Origin of the sequence: Panacagrimonas perspica, assembly GCF_004364935.1 — a bacterium.
Lineage (GTDB): Bacteria > Pseudomonadota > Gammaproteobacteria > Nevskiales > Nevskiaceae > Panacagrimonas > Panacagrimonas perspica.
On the sequence record NZ_SOBT01000008.1, the window covers coordinates 1542267 to 1560037 of the forward strand.

Sequence of the window (17771 nt, forward strand, 5' to 3'; positions counted from 1 at the left end):
CTTAATGAACCTGTCTTCCCTCTCCGCCATTTCCCCCATCGACGGCCGCTACGCCGAGAAGACCGTCGGCCTGCGCTCGATCTTCAGCGAATACGGCCTGATGCGGTACCGCGTGATCGCCGAAGTGCGCTGGTTGATCCAGCTCGCCTCGCATCCGGGTATTCCCGAGGTGCCGTCGCTGTCCGCCACCGCGCGCGAGCGGCTCGACCACATCGCCAGCGGCTTCGCCATCGAGGATGCCCAGCGCATCAAGACGATCGAGGCGACCACCAATCACGACGTCAAGGCCGTCGAATATTTCCTCAAGGAAAAGATCGGCACCCACGCCGAGCTCGGCGCGGTCAAGGAGTTCATCCACTTCGCTTGCACGTCGGAAGACATGAACAACGTCAGCCACGCGCTGATGCTGCGTGATGCACGACGCGACGTGATCCTGCCGCAGGTCGACAAGCTGATCGGCATGATCTCCGCGCTCGCGGTGCGCTACGGCGAACAGCCGATGCTGGCGCGCACGCACGGCCAGCCGGCCTCGCCGACGACGCTGGGCAAGGAGATGGGCGTGTTCGCGCAGCGCCTGAAGCGCGCGCGCGAACAGTTCGCCGAGATCGAGTGCCTGGCCAAGATCAACGGCGCGGTCGGCAACTACAGCGCCCACTACGCCGCCTACCCGGACGTCGACTGGCCGACGCTTGCCGAGGAATACATCACCGGCCTTGGCCTCAAGCGCAGCCCGGCGACGACGCAGATCGAGCCGCACGACTGGATCGCCGAGTACTTCCACGCATCGTCGCGCATCAACACGATCCTGGTCGGCTTCTGCCGCGACGTCTGGGGCTACATCTCGCTCGGCTACTTCCGCCAGAAGACGGTGGACGGCGAAGTCGGTTCGTCGACGATGCCGCACAAGGTCAACCCGATCGACTTCGAGAACGGCGAAGGCAACCTGGGCATGGCCAACGCCGTGATGCAGCACCTCGCCGAGAAGCTGCCGATCTCGCGCTGGCAGCGCGACCTCACCGATTCCACCGTGCTGCGCAACCTCGGCGTCGGCGTGGCCCACCAGCTCGTGGGCCTCGAATCCGTCGCCAAGGGCATCCGCAAGCTCGAGGCCGACGCTTGGCGCATGGGCCGCGATCTCGAGGACAACTGGGAAGTCCTGGGCGAAGCGATCCAGACCGTGATGCGCCGCTACGGCCTTCCGGAACCCTACGAGCAGCTCAAGCGCCTCACGCGCGGACAGAAGGTCGGCCGCGATGCGCTGCGCGAGTTCGTGCAGCAGCTCGCCATCCCGGACGCCGACAAGCAGCGCCTGATGTCGATGACGCCGGCCGATTACGTCGGCAACGCGCCCGAACAGGCCCGGCAGAACGGCAACGCATGAACGGAGGCAGGCCGCGCGAACCCGGCAATCCACCCGCGATGGAACTCGCGGCGGTCACCGGCTCTGCGGCATTCGCCGACGCCGCGCTCGAGGTCGTCGGGGTCGCGCGTCACGAGCTCGCGCTGATCAGCGTCGATCTGGATCGCAGGCTGTTCGGCACCGAAGCCTTCACCGACAAGCTGCGCAGTTTCATCCTGGCGCACCGGCGTGCCCGATTGCGGGTGCTCGTGCACGATCCCGTGGCGGCGGTGCGCAACAGCATCCGGCTGGTGCAGTTCGGGCGCCTGCTGTCGAGCCGCATCGAGTTCCGCGCCGTCCCCGAGGAACGCCGCAAGCTGCGCGAGGAATTCCTGATCGCCGACGAGCGCGCGGTGCTGTACCGCAGTTCGCCGGATCAGCTGGAAGCCAAGCATTACGCCGACGCGCCGATGGTGGCGCGCAGTCACCTGCGTGAATTCGAGGCCCTGTGGAACGAGGCCGTCGTCGCTCGCGAGATGTCCACGCTCGGAATCTGAGGCCTGATCCGCCGCGCTGGCGGGCGCTGACGTGAAATTCGCTTGAACCGCGGCACCACCCCGGAGTCCTGTCCTTGAACGCACCCGGCATCCTGCTTCCGCTGCTGGCCCTGATCGGCTGGACCTTGCTGGTGCTGCTGCTGATCCCGTTCCACCGCGTGCGCGCCGGGATGGCGGGACGCATCCAGGTCAATGACTTCCTGTACGGCGAATCGACGCGGGTGCCGCCCGATGTCGCCATCCCGAACCGGGCCTACATGAACCTGCTCGAGGCGCCGGTGCTGTTCTATGCCGTCGGCCTGATGCTGTTCGTCACGCAGACGGCAGATTCGACGGCGACGACGCTGGCCTGGGCTTACGTCGGCCTGCGGATCGTCCACAGCCTGATCCACCTGACCTACAACCACGTCCTGCATCGGCTGGCGGCGTTCGCCCTGAGCAATGCCGTGCTGCTCCTGTTGTGGCTGAAGTTGGCGCTGTCGCTTCTGGGCTGATCGCCGCCGCCGGTCTGGAGGGGAGTCCCGGACTTCGTCCGGGCTACGGGGGGCACGATCTCACAACCGTGCCCACCTACCTGCCCGCCTCAGGAACTGCTGATGCTCAGGATGAACTCGATGCGCCGGTTCTTCTCGCGATTTTCCGACGTGTCGTTCGGCACCATCGGCTCGGTCTCGCCGAATCCCTTGGCACTGAGCCGGCTCGAAGGCACGGATTTCTGGATCAGGTACTGGCGCACCGAACCGGCACGCTGCTCGGAGAGCAGCTGATTGAACGACGCCACGCCCTCGTCGTCGGTGTGCCCGCGAATCTGCGTGAAGAGATTGGTCTGGCCCCGCAGCGTACGCGCCAGGCCGTCGAGAACCGTCTTCGCGCCCGGCGTGAGCAGCGCCGAACCCGTGTCGAAGCGGATGCTCTCGATGGTCACCGTCTGCTGCACTACGCAGCCCTTGGCGTCGACCGTGAGCGCCGGCGCCGTCGTCGGGCACTGGTCGGATACATCGGGCACGCCATCGCCATCCTGGTCGGCGACCGCGGAGGTATCGATGTTGGCCGGGCAGCCGCGCGCATCGACCGGCGCGCCGCGCGGCGTCTGCGGGCAGATGTCGGCTTCGTCGACCACGCCGTCGCGATCCGAATCGGTCGAGCAGATCTCGCGACCGGAAACCGGATCATAGAAGGACGATTCGCAGCGCGGCGTTCCCGACACTTTTTCCGGCGGCAGTTCCGGCGCCGAGCTCTCGAAACTCGGGGCCCGCCAGACCCCGATCGGCACCTGCAACAGGACGCGTGCCTGATAGTCGATCAGCGTGTCGTGATCCGGCACGCTGTCGTTGTTGAGCTGAAGTTGAGCGCGCGCCTCGGTGCGAAGCAGCCAGCCTTCGATCGGCAACTCGAAGCGCAGCCCCGCTCCCGCATCGACACCCGGGTGCAGATGGTCGCGCCCGCGGACGTCTTCGCGGATGCCGCCGCCGCCGAGCAGAACGTAGGGCGTGGCGTCGAGGATGATGTACTTCGCCTCGAAGGCTTTCAGCCAGTTCACGAACACGGACTGCTGATAGTCGCTGCGCCCGTCCACGTCCCGATCGCGCTCGACGCCAGTGACCGAAATCTCGATCGCTTCGCCGGGACGATTCTCGAGCAGGAAGCCGACGCCCAGATCGAGTCCGAGGCCGTGGTCGGAATGGCGGTTTGAATCACCCATCTCGACGAAGCCTCCGCCGATCAGGTAATTCCCCTGCGGCATCGGCGCCGCCCCTGCCGTCAGGGACGCGGCCAGCAGAGCGCTGGCGGCAACACAACGCGACCACGTCCTCATCTTTGTTGTTTGTCGTCCGAACGAGTCACGAAGGGCCCGACTGTAGCGGAGCCCTGCGCGCGGCGGCAACGCAGCGCGAATCGATCCGGCGTCCTGTTTCGGGTCGAAGCAACTGATGAACGTAGCGTCAGGCGCGCCCGAGGCCGCAGCGCGTGGACATGGCCGCGGGTAAACTCGACGTCTTGGGGGACCGGAATCGGGCCGGTCACTGCAACAAGCCAACTTCCACATGAATCGAAGCGCACCGGCGCGGTCGCTCGCGTCACACCTCGGCTGGCTGTGGGCCTCCGCTCTGGCGGGACTGGCGCTGCCTCTGGCGGCGGTCTCGGCGCAGGTCGACACGGAAAGGCAAGCGCTCGACTCGACATCGCTGCTGACCACGTACACCGAAGCACTGACGCACAACGCGGCCTACCGGGCCCAGCTCTCCGCCACCCGCGCGGTCGCCGAACTCGAACGTGCGGCGGTTGGACGCCTGCTGCCCCAGGTCGGCCTGGGTGCGAGCTACGACTACGGCTACCAGGAAGTCAAAGGCGACTACTACAGCGTCGCCAACGTGCGCGCCGACGACGATTACGGAAAGGGACTGGCGGGGGTCAAGCTGTCCCAGCCGCTCTATCAGCCCGACCTCTGGATCTCGCGCGATCAGGCCGGACTGAAACTGAGCCAGGCCCGCTTCGCGCTCGAAAAAGCCGAGGACGAGCTGCTGATCGACGTCGTCGGCGCCTATCTCGCCGTTCTCTCGGCGCAGGACGCACGACGCCTCGCGCAGGCGGAATCTGCGGCGGTGGAGCGACAGCTCAAGCAGATCCGGGCGCGCGGCGAAGCCGGCCTCGCACTGGAAGCGGATGTTCTGGCGGCGTCCGCGCAGCACTCGACCGCGCTGGCCAATCTGGTCCAGGCCGAAGGCCAGGTGGATATCGCAGGTTCGACGCTGGACCTCACGGTCGGCCGGCCCGTCCGCAACCTGCGGGCATTGCCCGAGGGCATGGTCCTGAGCCGGCCCGAGCCGGCGGATTCGCAGAGCTGGGTGGTACGCGCACGCAGCCAGAACCTGGACGTCGTCCAGGCCCGCATCGCCGCCCAGATCGCGGAGCTGGACGCCGAGAAGGCGCGTTATGCCCGCATGCCGAAGATCCAGGCGGTCGGTTCGGCCACGTACCTGGATCTGGACGGCGGCATCAGCGGCGAGCGCAGCGAGAAGGAAGCCCGCATCGGCGTGGACTTCGTGCTGCCGCTGTACTCGGGCGGCACGATCCAGGCCGCGATCGCCGCCGCGGAAGCCGGTGTCGAAGGCGCTCAAGCGTTGATCGAGGCCGCCGAAGGCAAGGCCGAGCGCGATGCGCGCCAGGCCTTCACCTCGCTGCTCAATTCGCTGAACAAGGTCCCCGCCCGCTGGGACGCGGTGCTCGCGGCGCGCGCCTCCGAAGAGGCGACGATGTCGGGCTTCGATGCAGGAACCCGCACCAACGCCGACGTGCTGCGCTCGCTCGAGGAACGCTTCGACGCCGAGCGCACCTACTCCGACGCGCGCTATCTCTACATTCTCGACAGCCTGCGTCTCAAGCTGGCCGCGGGCAATCTCGTCGCTGCCGATCTCGCACCCTTCGACCGCTTGCTGCGAACGGCATCGGAGTCGCCCTGAGCCCCATGTTCGGCTCGCGTTACCGGCGGTTCGACGCCACGGGCGAAACACTGCCGGCCGGCGATGTCCTGATTCCCGCCAATGGCTCGGCGGGCGCCACGCTGCTCTCGGGCGAGGACTACGAACTCGCCCGCCTGTTCGACGGCACGCGCAGCACCTTGTCCGTCCTGCAGGAAGCCCGTGACCGCCTCAAGCGGGCGCTGGCGGCCACGACGCTGGAAGGATTCGTCGCCGATCTGGCGGTACGCGGACTGATCCACCCGGGTAGCCACGAACCCCTGCCGCCTCCCGCGCACACCGACGAAGAGCGGCAGGCGCTGGGATGGGCCGGCGGTCCGCAGACGCGCCCTTCCTACTCCGGCAGTGCCTCGCACCCGCCGTCGACGATGCCGGGCTCGCTGGTGCAGCCGGCATTGCTGGGTTCGTTGACGGGAACCACCGGCGCCCGGCTCGGTGATCCGGCGCGCATCGACTTCGAGTTGTCGCCCGGGCCCTTCGTCGGCTTCGGGCGCTGGCTGATCTGGCCGCTGCAATCGCGCGTGCACCTCGCGGGTCTGTTCGCGCTGTGCCTGTTCGCGCTGATCCTGCTGTTTGCGCACCGCAACGCCTGGCTGGTGTTCGGTATCCAGTACCTGTCCGGCTGGCGCATCGTCCTCGCCATCGTGACGGCGTCCTGGCTGGTCAATCTCTTTTCGATGTCGGCGCGCGCGGCCGCGGTCGTGCGTTACACCGCCGAGACGCCCCGGATCGGCATCTCGTTCAACTTCCGCATCTTTCCGTACCTGCTGACCGACAGCGCCGGCGCGGCCGAACGGGCCGGCAAGCGCGATCGCCTGCGCGTCGTCGGCGCGGGCCTGGTCGGGACCGCGGCGCTGATGGTGCTGGGTGTGTTCGTGTGGTTCCTGACCAGCCCGATCACGCCGGTCATCGCCGGAGCGGCCACGTCCGCCGCCATGGCCTCGGCAATCTCACTGCTTCTGCGCTTGAATCCACTGTCGGTTCGCGACGGGTATTTCCTGCTCGCCAATCGTCTGGGCATCCTCGACCTGCGCCGTCAGTCGGTCGCGGCCCTGATGGGTTACGAACGCCCCTGGATGACGCAGACGCGCAAGCTGTCGCGCGGGTTCCTGGTGATCTATGCGGTCCTGGTCCTGCTGTTCTCGATTGCGTCGGTCGCGATCGTCGCGTGGTTGCTCGGAGGCGCGCTCGAGCGTCGCCTCCAGGGCACCGGTATCGTCATCCTGTTGGCGGTTTGGGGAGTCCTGATGGTCAAGCAGTATTCGCGCGTCTCGGTCGAGCGCACCACGTTGGGCCAGTTGAAGAAGAAGCCGTGGCGTCCGACGCGCAAGCAGATGATCGTCGCCGCCGTGGTGGCACTGGCCTGCCTGATTCCCTATCCCTACGCACCGGGCGGCGGCTTCGAGGTCCTGCCACGCAATCGTGCGGACGTGCGGGCGCTGACCACCGGTGACGTGCGTGAAGTGCTCGCCAAGGAAGGCGACACGGTCAAGGCCGGCCAGGCGATCGTGCGCATCGACGACACTGCGCAGCGCGCCAAGGTGGCGGCGAGCGAGGCCTCCCTTGCCAGCCTGAAAGCGGACCTCGCGCTGACGCGCAAGGGCGCCAAGACCGAAGAGATCGAGGTTGCGCGCCAGCGCGTGGCGACCGCCAAGACCACGTCGCAGGTCGCAAGCGCGGCGTTCCAGCGCATCGCCAACGCCTACAAGGGCAAGTCGGTCACGCCGCAGGAATACGACCGCGCGCGCGGCACCGCCGACGTCGCCCGCCTCGAGCTGAGCGAAGCGCAGAGCGCGCTGACCCTGGTCAGCAGCCCGGCGCAGGACGAGCGGATCCAGAGCATCGAAGCCGATCTGCGCAGGGTGCAGGCGGAACTGGATCTGGCCAAGGAAGAGCTGGCGGCGACCCACGTGGCGTCGCCGATCGAAGGCCGTGTCGTCGCACCGCGCCTGATGTTCGCGCAGGGCAACTATCTGGAACGCGGCGAGCTGCTCGCCACGATCGAAGACACCGCCGAGCTGATCGCCGAGATCCGCCTGCCCGAATCCTCGGTCGGCGCCATCGAGATCGGCGCCAAGGTGTCGGCCAAGTTCTGGGCCTACCCCAACTCGAGCTTCAAGGGCACCGTGCGCACGGTGGCGCCCAACGCCGAAGACGGCGAGTACGGCCGCATCGTGCGCGTCCAGGTCGTCCTGCTGGATCCGGACCAGCGCCTGAAGGCAGGCCTGACGGGCAACGCCAAGATCCGCGCAGGCTGGAAGCCGGTGATCGTCGTCTTCAGCCGCGCGCTGGTGCGCTTCTTCATGGTCGAGTTGTGGTCCTGGATTCCGTAAACGCGGCCGGCACGGGCCGGTCGCTCGCGGAATCGGACTTCCGGCTGATCTGCCTCAACGGATTCGGCGACGGCTGGAACCACTACGCCCACAGCATGTGCTGGTTCGACGGGCGCATCTTCGTCGGCACGTCGCGCGCGAACTTCGCGGCGCTGCGCCTGGCCGGCGAGCGTCCCGGCATCAATCCCTGGCCGATCGAGTGCCCGAAGGATCTCTACGACCTGGACCGCCGCGCCCAGATCTGGGAGTACACGCCGGCGACCGACACCTGGCGCCTGGCGTTCCGCTCGCCAGTCGTCCATGGCAACAACGGCCGCGACGACGTGCCCAGCTACATCGGCTTTCGCGGCATGGCGGTGATCCAGGCCGATGGTGATCCGAAACCCTGCCTGTACGTGTCGGCCTGGTCGCCGCACACCGCGCACTCTCCGGACGTCCTGCGCAGCGAGGACGGCGTCACGTTCCGCCCGATCAAGCGGCCAAAGTTCGGGCCGGCGGTGCGCACCTGCCGCGCACTCGAACTGTTCGATGGCCGCGTGCACCTGAGCCCGACCGGCTCGGGCACCAGCAAGGGCTTCATCCAGGACATCGGTTCCGAGGCCATCGTCTACGCCAACGCTGATCTCACGCAGGAAACCTGGGTGGCGGCCAGCGAAGAAGGATTCGGCAATCCGGACAACGCCACGGTGTTCGAACTCGCGCAGTTCGACGGGCACCTCTACGGCGGCACCGTCAATCCCGCCACCGGCACCGAAGTCTGGAAGACCCGCGGCGGCACCCCACCCTATCGCTGGACCAAGGTGTACGACCGCGGCGCGGGCCGCGGTCGCAACAACGAAGGCTCCGGCGCGATGTGCGAGTTCAAGGGTGCGCTGTACATCGGCTGCGGAATCATCAACGGCGGCTTTCATCGCAGCGCCGGCATCGGACCGGCAGCCGCCGAACTGATCCGCGTGTGGCCCGACGATTCCTGGGACCTGATCGTCGGCGACCCGCGCAGTACCGAGCAGGGCCTGAAGTTTCCGCTGTCCGGACTGGGGGCGGGTTTCGACAGCCTGTTCAACGGCTACATCTGGCGCCTGTGCGAGCACGACGGCTGGCTCTACGCCGGCACGTACTGCTGGCTCAATCTGCTGCCGTACATGGCGATCAACGCCTGGCCCGAAGACATGGTCACGCTGATCCGTCGCTGGGGCCTCGAAGAACTCGTGTCGCGTCAGGGCGGCAGCGAACTGTGGCGCACGCCCGACGGCGTGCACTGGGAAGCGGTCACCCGCAACGGCTTCGGCAACAAGTACAACTGGGGCATCCGCAACATCGTGTCGACGCCGCATGGACTGTTCGTGGCCACGGCGAATCCGTTCGGGCCGAAGATCGCGCTCAAGCGCAATGGGGAGTGGGAGTACGTTCCCAATCCGCGCGGCGGCTGCGAAGTGTGGCTGGGCCAACCCGGCGGCAACCCGGCGTGAGCACGCCCGTCGCCGCGCCGATCTGGATTCTCGCCGCGCCCTTCAGTGGCGCGTCCTGGCTCGCCGGTTGCCTGGGGCGCCATCCGGGCTTGTTCGCTACACCCGAACTCAATCTGTTCTTGGCGCCCACCGTCGGCGAACTCTTGGACATCTTCGACATCGGGCAGGGCGCGCATGCGCATGGCCTGCTGCGCGCGCTCGCCGAACTCGAATTCGGCAATCAGAGCGATGCCGCCATCGCGTGCGCCCGCGAGTGGCTCGAACAGCGCATCGACCTGCCCACCGGCCAGGTCGCGCTGCATCTGGCGGCGCGGGCCGCACCGCGACGGCTCGTGGTTCCCGACAGCGAATCGCCGCTGCGTCCGATGGATCTGCAGCGGCTCAGCGAGCAGATCCCCGACGTCAGCATCGTCCATCTCGTGCGACATCCCTGGGAACAGGGCTGTCTGCTGGCCGCCTGGGCGCGCGAGCGTCTGTTCGTTCCGCAGGACTACAAGGACCATGCGTTTCGCCCGCCGCAGGTCGAGCCGCAGATTCCCTGGCTGCGCTCGAACACCAATATCGAACGGCTGTTGCAACGACTGCCCGCCGGACAGCATCGGCGTCTGCGCGACGAAGATCTGTCGGAGCCGTCTGCGCAGAGCCTGGCCGATCTGTGCCGCTGGCTGGACCTGCAAAACGACGAAACCACGCTGCGGTCGATGTCGGATCCGCACGAGTGGACCTTCGCGGGCTACGGTCCGGGCACGGCGCCCTACGGGCTGGAGCCCGAAGTTCTCGAGCCGTTCAGCGACGAGGATCTCCGACTCGCAGCGCTGACCACGCTTTCGGGTCCGATGCCCTGGCAGGCAGAGCCGGAAGGGCTGGATGCGCAGGTCGTGCATCTCGCACAGCGATACGGATACGCCTGAGACGTTCGTCCGCTGATCCGCCTGCGATCACCGCGCGCAAGATTTCCCGGGATGCGCCGCGTCGATGGCAGGACATGCGCGCGTCATGCTAGATAGCGCGATGAGCCTCGATGGTCCGGACGAAGATGCGATCGTCCTGCTGTGCCTGGCTTCAACAAGAGTCGTGATCAGCGGCTCATAAACTCAAAAAACCAGACTCACTTTCAAGGGATTTTTTCAGATGGCGAGAGACAGATTCAGCGCGCTGCGCAAGTTCGCGCTCGTGGGTGCGGCCTGTTCGGCGGCACCCTTCGCAGTACAGGCCGGGGAAGGTTTCTACATCGGCGCCTTCGGGGGTGTGAACGACCTCGAGAACCAGTCGTACGACATCAGCGACTACACGGGACCGGCGGGCCCCCTGGTTCCGGCGCCGGACGATGGCTCCACGCTCACCAGGATCCAGTCCGACCTCGGCTATCTCGCCGGCCTTCGCTTCGGCTACTCGATGGGCCCGTTCCGTCCGGAACTGGAGTTCGCCTATCGCACGAACGACGTCGACAAGCAGCGCGAGATCATCTACGGCCTGTTGGGCCCTCGCGAGCAGCGCGCGGTGTCGAAAGGTGACTCCACGCACGGCGTCACCGGCATGGCCAACCTGTGGATCGACTTCCTGAAGTCGAGCTCGTCGATCAACCCCTACGTCGGCGGCGGCGCAGGCATGATCGACTTCGAACTGAAGGACGCGACCTACAACGGCAACCGCCTCGGCAAGGACAACGACACGGTCTTCGCGTGGCAGCTCGGCGCCGGTGTGGCCTGGGCGCTCAGCGATCGTCTCGACCTGACACTCGACTACCGCTATCTGAAGAGCGACGACGCCCAGTTCGATCTGCTGCCCGGCACCGTCGGCAGCGTCGAGACCGAGTACGAATCGCACTCGGCGATGCTCGGCGTGCGCTTCTACTTCAGCGGCTCGAAGCAGGAAGCCGCGCCCGCAGAGACTCCGCCGCCGGAAGTCGGTGTCGTGCCCGTGCTGGAAGCCCCGCCCGTGCCGCCCCCGGCTCCTTCGCCGCCCTGCCACGGCCCGGATGGAGACAAGATGCTGAACCTGGAAGGCTGCAAGACCGGTGACACCATCGTGCTGCGCGGCGTGAACTTCGAGTTCAACAAGTCGTCGCTGACGATCAACGCCAAGACGATCCTCGATCAGGTGGCGGACGCGCTGGCCGCGCGCCCCGACATCAAGGTCGAGATCGACGGTCACACCGATGCCAGGGGTTCGGACAGCTACAACCAGCAGCTCTCCGAGAAGCGCGCATCGACGGTGACGCGTTACCTCGCGGGCAAGGGCATCGCCGGTTCGCGCATGACGTCCGTCGGCCTGGGCGAAGCCCAGCCGGTCGCCGACAACGAGACCGACGAAGGCCGCGAGCTGAATCGTCGCGTAGAGCTCAAGGTGCTGGAGAGCAACGGCGGCGTGACCACCGAAGCGCCGGCTGCCGACGCCGCGCCGTAAGCAGAAACGTCTGAGTCAAAAAGCACCGCCCGGTGATTCCGGGCGGGGCTTTTTTATGGCTCTTCGCCGATGGCGAGGATTCGGATTCTGATCGGCGGGCAAAAGCGTTCGGCGGGAAAAGCGTTCAGCGCAAAGGTCGCAAAGGAAAAGAAAGAACGCAAAGAAAAACACGAAGAAACGGAATGAACGGCGTCTTCACCTGCGCGTTTATCCACATTCCTTCGCCGTCGCAGCTTTAATCGCTGCTCCGTTGCGTCAAAAGCCTTTTCCCAACAAATCCGAAACTCGACGGGCCGTCCGGACCCGGCGCTACGAGCGCCTACTGCAGTACCCGTCGCGAGGCGTCGCAGGCCTCGAACGCCGCCGCGGGCCCCTCATCGACGGCTCCGGCGAACACGGCCTCGGAACAGTACGTCGCCCGTGGCATGTACACGCCCTTCTGCAAGGCGATCGGCAACAGCCCATCCAGGGCAACCGTGGATTGCAGATACGTTGGATGTGCCAACAGCTCGCGCTGCGTCACGACGCCGACGCGCTCGCTGCCGCGTCGCAGCCAGCTGAAGCCCGACGTTCCATCCAGCACGTCCGGTCGGCGCGAATCGGCCGTGACCACGATGGTGTAGTAGCCCTCGTCGTCGAGCGCCGTTTCCTCGTCCTTGGAGCAGGACACGACCTTCTGGCTGTTGAACTCCGCCGCGCACAGCGACCAGTACCGCACCTGCGGCGGCCGGATGCCATCCGGTTGCGTGGTGTAGCTCGGCGCCTTGCCGCGCACGACCAGGATCGGCGCGAAGCCTTCCGCGGTCTTGGCGTAGAGGAAGCCGTTGTGCTCGTTGTATCCGACGCCCTGCCCCAGCTCGCCGGTGCCGAGCAGGCCATCGAAGCGCCGGAACGTCGGCAGCAGCTGGGGAGGCGTCGGATCGAGCAGATTCGCCGATCCCTGCAGGCGTGCGCCGTCCCTGCGCAGGTTCGCCGCGATGCCGGCACAGACCTCCGCGTCCGCGTTGTTGCTCAGGCCGAATTCGCCAGCGGGCGTTTCCAGGCGAAGCCGCGGCAGCGGCGCGCCGCCCTGATCACCACCCTTGGGCAGATAGGTGCGATACGCGATCATCGTACGCTTGCCCAGATTGGTTTCCGCCAGACCCGCCGGCCGGTACATCGTGTTCTGCGGCGGATTCGCGGGCCGGGTTTCGTTGATGTTGACGTACGCGGTGTAGCGGCCGCCGGCAGCGGCGCCGGAGCGTCGCGTCTGGTCGAGGAAGGGATTGTCGCCGCTGCTCGCAACGAGCTGGTAGTCGGCGAGCGACGCAATCGCACGCAGGCCGCCGGTGTAGATGTGCAACGCCGAGTAGCGCGCATCTGGGAACTCGCCTTCGATGCGCAGTCGCGTTCCGTCCGGCACGTCGCCGGTCACCACCGCGATCCAGTAGCGCGCCCCGAGATCCGGAAATGCGCTGTTGCCGCCCGTGGTGTCGCCGTCGAAGATCAACGCCCAGTCGCAACCGCGTTCCAGCGCGCCGGCAAAGATCGGCGAAGGCGCATCGGGCTCTTCGTCTTCGTCGCCTTCAGCCACCTCGCTGGAACTGCAAGCCGCGATCAGCAGGGCCGCCGACAACCACAGCGCGGTGCGCAGCAACGAATCTTTCATGATCGATCTCAAGGTGTGCGACGTGCAGCGGAATCCGCTCGCTGGTGCTGATTGAAGAAGGTCCAGACCTTCTCGCTGGCATTGAAGGTCTCGGTGTTGGGGCCGAGCAGCCAGCGCATGTAGGTTTTTCCGCCCGCCCACTGGTGACCGACGGTGTCGAGCCGGCACCAGCTCACCTCGGTCCGGCCCTGGCAGGCCTCCCGCGTGCGGCATTCGAAGCCGGGCCCGCTCGAAGTGACCTTCTCCTTGTCGCTGCAGCCGTCGCGGGACGACAGCGAGGACACGAGCTCCTTCACCGACGGACGATAGGTGCCGTCGTAGGTGCCGCCGTCCCAGGGAATGTTCTTGTCCAGCAGCCCGCCGATCAGCAGCGCCGACACCGGCTGCTTCGAGGCGCACGAACCGGTCATCAGGCCGCCCGACACCGGCGCGATCGCCACGAAGACATCGGGCGCCTCACAGGCGATGCGGTGCGCCAGCATCGCGCCGTTCGAAAAGCCCGTGCCGTACACGCGTCCGGCATCGACGCTGTACTTGCGCCCGACCTCGCCCACCAGCGCCTTGATGAAGCCGACGTCGTCCACTTTTTCATTCATCGGCGGCCCGCAGCAGGTGCCGGCATTCCAGCCCCGCTTGTAGCCGTCCGGGTAGAGCGCAAGGAATCCGTTCTTCTCCGCCACCGCGTCGAGTCCGCTCTGCGACGCGAAGATCTCGCCGGTGCCCAGCCCGCCGTGCATGGCCACGACCAGCGGCGCGGGCTTCTGCGTGGAATAACCCGACGGGACGTACAGGCGGTAGGTGCGATCCATCCCGCCGATCTTCAGCGTGCCGCTGGCCACCGACCCGGCCGCCTGTGCCGGCAGCGGAACCAGCAGTGCGGCCAGCAGCAGCGCCAGGACGCCCAGCAGCGGCCGGACGGAATCGCGTCGGAAGTTTCGAAGGCGAATACTCATGCGGGCAACTCCAGCGGCGACTCGAGGAAGGCGCCAAGGTAACCGAGCGTCAGCTTAGGCTCGCTTAACGGAAAGAAATGACCTGCGCGTGGAATCTCCACCAGCCTGGCGTGCGGCATCAGGCGCGACAGCGCGCGCGCAGAAGGCCAGCAGCGCGAACGCTCGCCGTACATCAGCAGGGTCGGTACGCGCAGGGCGCCGATCTGCACCTCCGTCGCGCCGGGCAGGCAGAACTCTTCGCGCGCGCGCGTCTCGTCGAGCAGCCGGATCCAGGCATTGGCCGTCTTCGACGCGCCTCCGCCTTCGCCGAACGGGACGAAGTCGTCGCTGCCCGAGAACTCCTGTCCGGCCACCTTCTGGCGGGCGGCGGCCTCCAGGAAACGGAACCCGATCTGCGTTTCGCCCTCCAGCGGCGCGGGGCCGCCGGCGCGATCGAGAACGGCGATCTCGAACGGCGACAGCTCTCCCAGATCCTGCAGACGCATCTGCGGCTGAAGCTGCTGTACGCGCGTATCGAGCAAGGCCAGCCGGCCGACGCGCGACGGAGCGAGCACGGCCGCTTCGAGCGCGGCGCCGCCGCCGTAGCTGTGTCCGACGATGTCGGCGCTCGCGATGCCGAGCGCGTCCATAAGGCCCAGAAGATCACGCCCGATGTCCTGGCTCGCGTATCCCGACGCGGTGCGTTCGCTGTAGCCGTGGCCGCGCAGATCGAACAGCGTGATCCGGAATCGAGCCTTGAGCGCCATCGCGGCGGGGAACCAGAACGCGCGGCTGGCCGCCACGCCGTGCAGCAGGATCAGGTCGGGTCCCTCGCCCATCTGCTGCCAGGCGAGGCGTGCGCCGTTGACGACGGCGTATCCCATTGCGGGCCCTACCCGGCCTGGGCAGCGAGGTGATCCGCGATCTGGCCGACCGAGAGGTCGTCCACATAGCGACCCTCCTTCATCAACAGGCTGTCGAAGGGCACGTTGCGCTTCACGACTTCTTCCTGGATCGCGACGATGAGCTGGATGATGTCGATGGACTCGAAGCTCAGATCGGCGAACAGCCGCGTCTCGCGCGTGATGGGTTCGTCGGTCGCGCTGTCCCAGTCCTGGGTGAAATCCTTCAGCAGCGCCGACAACTGCTGCAGATAGCGGTCACTTGCAGAATTCATGTGTTCGTCTTCAGGCGAAGTAGAGCGGTCGGTCGAGCTGTTGAAGCTTCAGCCCTGCGTCCGATTGAGTGATCCGGTAGCTATCCGGCCGCAGCGGTTGGAGTTCGCCCAGCGACTTGCGCTCCTCGAAGAATGCCAGCGTGGCCTCCACTTTCGCGAAGTCCACGTGCTGCTTGAACGGCGCCAGATCGTAACGCCACCATTCGAGCGCGAGGAACCGCTCGACGATGCGGTCTTCGAAGCGCAGCCGGATGACGCGCGCCGGCGATCCGACCGCGATGGCGTAGGGCGGAACATCCCGCGTCACGACACTGCGCGCGCCGACGACCGCCCCGTCTCCGATGCGAACGCCCCGTTTGACGAAGCATCCGACGCCCACATACGCCTCGTGTCCGATGATCGTGTCGTTCGGCGCTTCCTCCGCGAACGATGGTGCATCCGACGCTTCGGGCGCCAGCCGCACGAACTCCGGCATCACGTACATGCTCGGCAGCAGGTTCGGCCGCGTGAACGCGAACGGGTGATTGCTGAACCAGTCGTAGGGATGCTCGGGCGGCCCGATCACCGACGACTCACCGATCTGGGAGTACCGACCAAACTGCACGCGGTACGCGCTGGTGAGGCCCGCCGCATTGAAGAACGTGAAGGCGCCCACCGAGCAGTTCTTCAGGCGGTGCCCGAAGATCCACGCCGGATTCTCGTAACGCAGCTCGCCCCGGATCCCCGGATCGCCGGCGGCGATCTGCAGACCGAGGCGCTGCAGCGTGGCAGCGTCGACGATGCGGGACTCGCGCGCGGACATGGCCAGGACGGGCGGCGAGTCGCTTATTCCATGTACCCGAGCATCTGCAGCTGCTCGAGGATCTGCTTCTTCTCGCCGGCGTCCATCTCCTGCTCGAGCTGACGGCGCGGCGACGGCCGCGTGCGCGCGCCCTGCTTCACCGGATGCGCGGCCATGTGCTCGGGCGTGAAGAAACTCGTCGGCACCTGTCCTTCGAAATCCGACGGCACCGCGACGCCTGCGCTGTACAGCAAGGTCGGCGCGACATCGACGATCTGGCGCAGGTCGACCATCCCGGCGGCGGGGATGCCCGGACCGCAGGCCATGAAGATGCCATCGGGATGATGTGTGCCGACCGCCAGCGGACGGTGCACGACCGAGGGCTCGTAATTGCGGATGGAGACGAACCCGTGATCGCGCAGCACCAGCGTCAGATCGCAGGCGCGCTTCATGTGCTGGCCCGGGAACCAGTCCTCGCGCTTGAGAACGTCGACGATGACCGGCTCGCCGTTGATCGGATCGCGCAGCGCGAGTAGATCGGCGATCAGCCTGTCGCGGAACTCGACATAGGATTCCGGCGGGATGCCCGGGTCGCCCGGCTTCTCGGCGACGCGAATGTGGATGCCGTTGCTCGAAGGCGTGCGGCAGTAGGCCGTCGTCCGCGTCCAGTCCAGGTTCGCGAAATCCGACGCCTCGCGTCGCACGGCCATGTCGCTGCCGTCGTTCTGCGCCCAGAACAGGTAGCCCTTCTCGCCCAGGAACGTGTTGATGCGCAGCACGAACGTCGACGCGGTGAAGCCGTGGTCGGAGGCGAAGAAGACCTGCGTGTCCGGACCCGCCATCGTCACCAGCTTCTCGATGTATCCGTCGAGGTTGCTGAAGTATTCGAGGCAGACCTGCCGCATTTCCTTGTCGTGGCCCTGCGGGTTGGCCGGCAGCAGGTCGAGGTCCAGCCACGGCCAGGCCTGGTGCTGGATCTTGTCGGTGCCGTCGAACATGACCGCCATCAACTCCGGCGCGTCCTTCGAGAGAATGAATTCGGCGACGCGGAACCACTGCTCCTCGCGCGGCAGGTGATAGCGAACCCACTTCGCGGTCTCGTCCGCGCTCAGGGATTCCATCGCCTGCTTTTCCTTGTCGAAATCCCAGGCCAGTTCCTTGGGATCGAAACCCGGAATCTCGGTCTTGATGCGCTCGAACAGTTCGCGCGGATGCGTGTTGCGCCGCAGATGCTTGGCCGGGATGAATCCGGGAACGATCGAGCCCTTGAGCTCTTCGGGCGCCGGCGCGGTCAGCGGAAAATTCAGCGCCGCGACGCTGCGATTCTTGCGCGAGCAGATCGACCAGATCGTCTCGGAGTCGATGTCGCGTGCGTCGTACAGCGTCCAGAACACTTCGCCGCCCTTGTCCTCGGCGCGGATGAAATCGAACACGCCGTGCTCGCCCGGATTCTTGCCGGTCATGATGCTGCACCAGGCCGGAGGCGTCAGCGGATTGGGCGTGGAGCGCAGCTTCGCGCGCACGCCACGCTCCATCAACGACTTCAGGAAGGGCATCGTCAGTCCCTCCCCCGGCAGCTCGCGCGTCATCTGATCGAGGACGGTGAACGTGCAGCCGTCCAAACCGATAAAGAGAGTTTTCGTCACGTCG

The 17771-nt window shown here is 66.6% G+C and carries 15 protein-coding genes; 8 read left to right on the forward strand and 7 right to left on the reverse strand.

Going from position 1 to position 17771, the window contains the following annotated elements:
• The first annotated feature begins 4 nt into the window (after positions 1-4).
• The 3 genes from purB to DFR24_RS07020 all read left to right on the forward strand — a co-directional run bounded on the left by purB (position 5) and on the right by DFR24_RS07020 (position 2390).
• A complete protein-coding gene (gene purB / locus DFR24_RS07010; protein ID WP_133880577.1) occupies positions 5-1381 on the forward strand; it encodes an adenylosuccinate lyase in 1377 nt (458 codons plus the stop codon).
• Positions 1378-1896, forward strand: coding sequence for a DUF7931 domain-containing protein (locus tag DFR24_RS07015; RefSeq protein ID WP_133880578.1), 519 nt, complete (start codon positions 1378-1380; stop codon positions 1894-1896). The genes purB and DFR24_RS07015 overlap by 4 nt, the downstream gene beginning before the upstream one ends.
• Positions 1897-1970: 74 nt before the next feature.
• The gene (locus tag DFR24_RS07020; protein ID WP_133880579.1) at positions 1971-2390 is read left to right on the forward strand and encodes an MAPEG family protein; all 420 of its coding nucleotides are present in this window, start codon (positions 1971-1973) and stop codon (positions 2388-2390) included.
• 89 nt (positions 2391-2479) lie between these two features.
• Here the strand turns inward: DFR24_RS07020 and DFR24_RS25140 are convergent, their stop codons facing one another.
• Complete coding sequence (locus DFR24_RS25140) at positions 2480-3640, reverse strand: OmpA family protein (protein WP_162851089.1); 1161 nt, start codon at positions 3638-3640, stop codon at positions 2480-2482.
• 301 nt (positions 3641-3941) lie between these two features.
• Between DFR24_RS25140 and DFR24_RS07030 the strand changes: the two genes are divergently transcribed.
• From DFR24_RS07030 to DFR24_RS07045, 5 genes are all read left to right on the forward strand, one after another.
• Entirely contained in the window at positions 3942-5357 is a 1416-nt protein-coding gene (locus DFR24_RS07030; protein ID WP_133880581.1) for a TolC family outer membrane protein, read from the forward strand.
• Positions 5358-5362: 5 nt separating this feature from the next.
• Entirely contained in the window at positions 5363-7708 is a 2346-nt protein-coding gene (locus DFR24_RS07035) for an HlyD family secretion protein (protein WP_133880582.1), read from the forward strand.
• Positions 7690-9177: a hypothetical protein gene (locus DFR24_RS24375; protein WP_162851090.1), complete on the forward strand. Its 1488-nt coding sequence runs from the start codon at positions 7690-7692 to the stop codon at positions 9175-9177. The genes DFR24_RS07035 and DFR24_RS24375 overlap by 19 nt, the downstream gene beginning before the upstream one ends.
• Positions 9174-10088, forward strand: coding sequence for a sulfotransferase (locus DFR24_RS24380; protein WP_162851091.1), 915 nt, complete (start codon positions 9174-9176; stop codon positions 10086-10088). The genes DFR24_RS24375 and DFR24_RS24380 overlap by 4 nt, the downstream gene beginning before the upstream one ends.
• 220 nt (positions 10089-10308) lie before the next feature.
• Positions 10309-11583 (forward strand): OmpA family protein, encoded by a 1275-nt coding sequence (locus DFR24_RS07045; RefSeq protein ID WP_133880584.1) that lies wholly within the window; start codon positions 10309-10311, stop codon positions 11581-11583.
• A gap of 319 nt (positions 11584-11902) precedes the next feature.
• On the opposite strand, the gene DFR24_RS07050 is transcribed toward DFR24_RS07045, so the two are convergent.
• The 6 genes from DFR24_RS07050 to DFR24_RS07075 are packed head-to-tail and all read right to left on the reverse strand — an operon-like array spanning position 11903 to position 17767.
• Positions 11903-13231, reverse strand: coding sequence for a hypothetical protein (locus DFR24_RS07050; RefSeq protein WP_133880585.1), 1329 nt, complete (start codon positions 13229-13231; stop codon positions 11903-11905).
• Between the two features lie 8 nt (positions 13232-13239).
• Positions 13240-14184, reverse strand: coding sequence for an extracellular catalytic domain type 1 short-chain-length polyhydroxyalkanoate depolymerase (locus DFR24_RS07055; RefSeq protein ID WP_133880586.1), 945 nt, complete (start codon positions 14182-14184; stop codon positions 13240-13242).
• Positions 14181-15047 (reverse strand): alpha/beta fold hydrolase, encoded by an 867-nt coding sequence (locus DFR24_RS07060; protein WP_133880587.1) that lies wholly within the window; start codon positions 15045-15047, stop codon positions 14181-14183. The genes DFR24_RS07055 and DFR24_RS07060 overlap by 4 nt, the downstream gene beginning before the upstream one ends.
• Before the next feature lie 8 nt (positions 15048-15055).
• Complete coding sequence (locus DFR24_RS07065; RefSeq protein WP_133880588.1) at positions 15056-15340, reverse strand: acyl carrier protein; 285 nt, start codon at positions 15338-15340, stop codon at positions 15056-15058.
• Positions 15341-15350: 10 nt separating this feature from the next.
• Positions 15351-16142 carry a CatB-related O-acetyltransferase gene (locus tag DFR24_RS25145; protein ID WP_281280145.1) on the reverse strand — a complete coding sequence of 264 codons (792 nt, stop codon included), beginning with the start codon at positions 16140-16142 and terminating at the stop codon, positions 15351-15353.
• Between the two features lie 23 nt (positions 16143-16165).
• Positions 16166-17767, reverse strand: a complete 1602-nt coding sequence (locus tag DFR24_RS07075) for an alkaline phosphatase family protein (protein WP_133880589.1) — start codon at positions 17765-17767, stop codon at positions 16166-16168.
• Between the last annotated feature and the right edge of the window lie 4 nt (positions 17768-17771).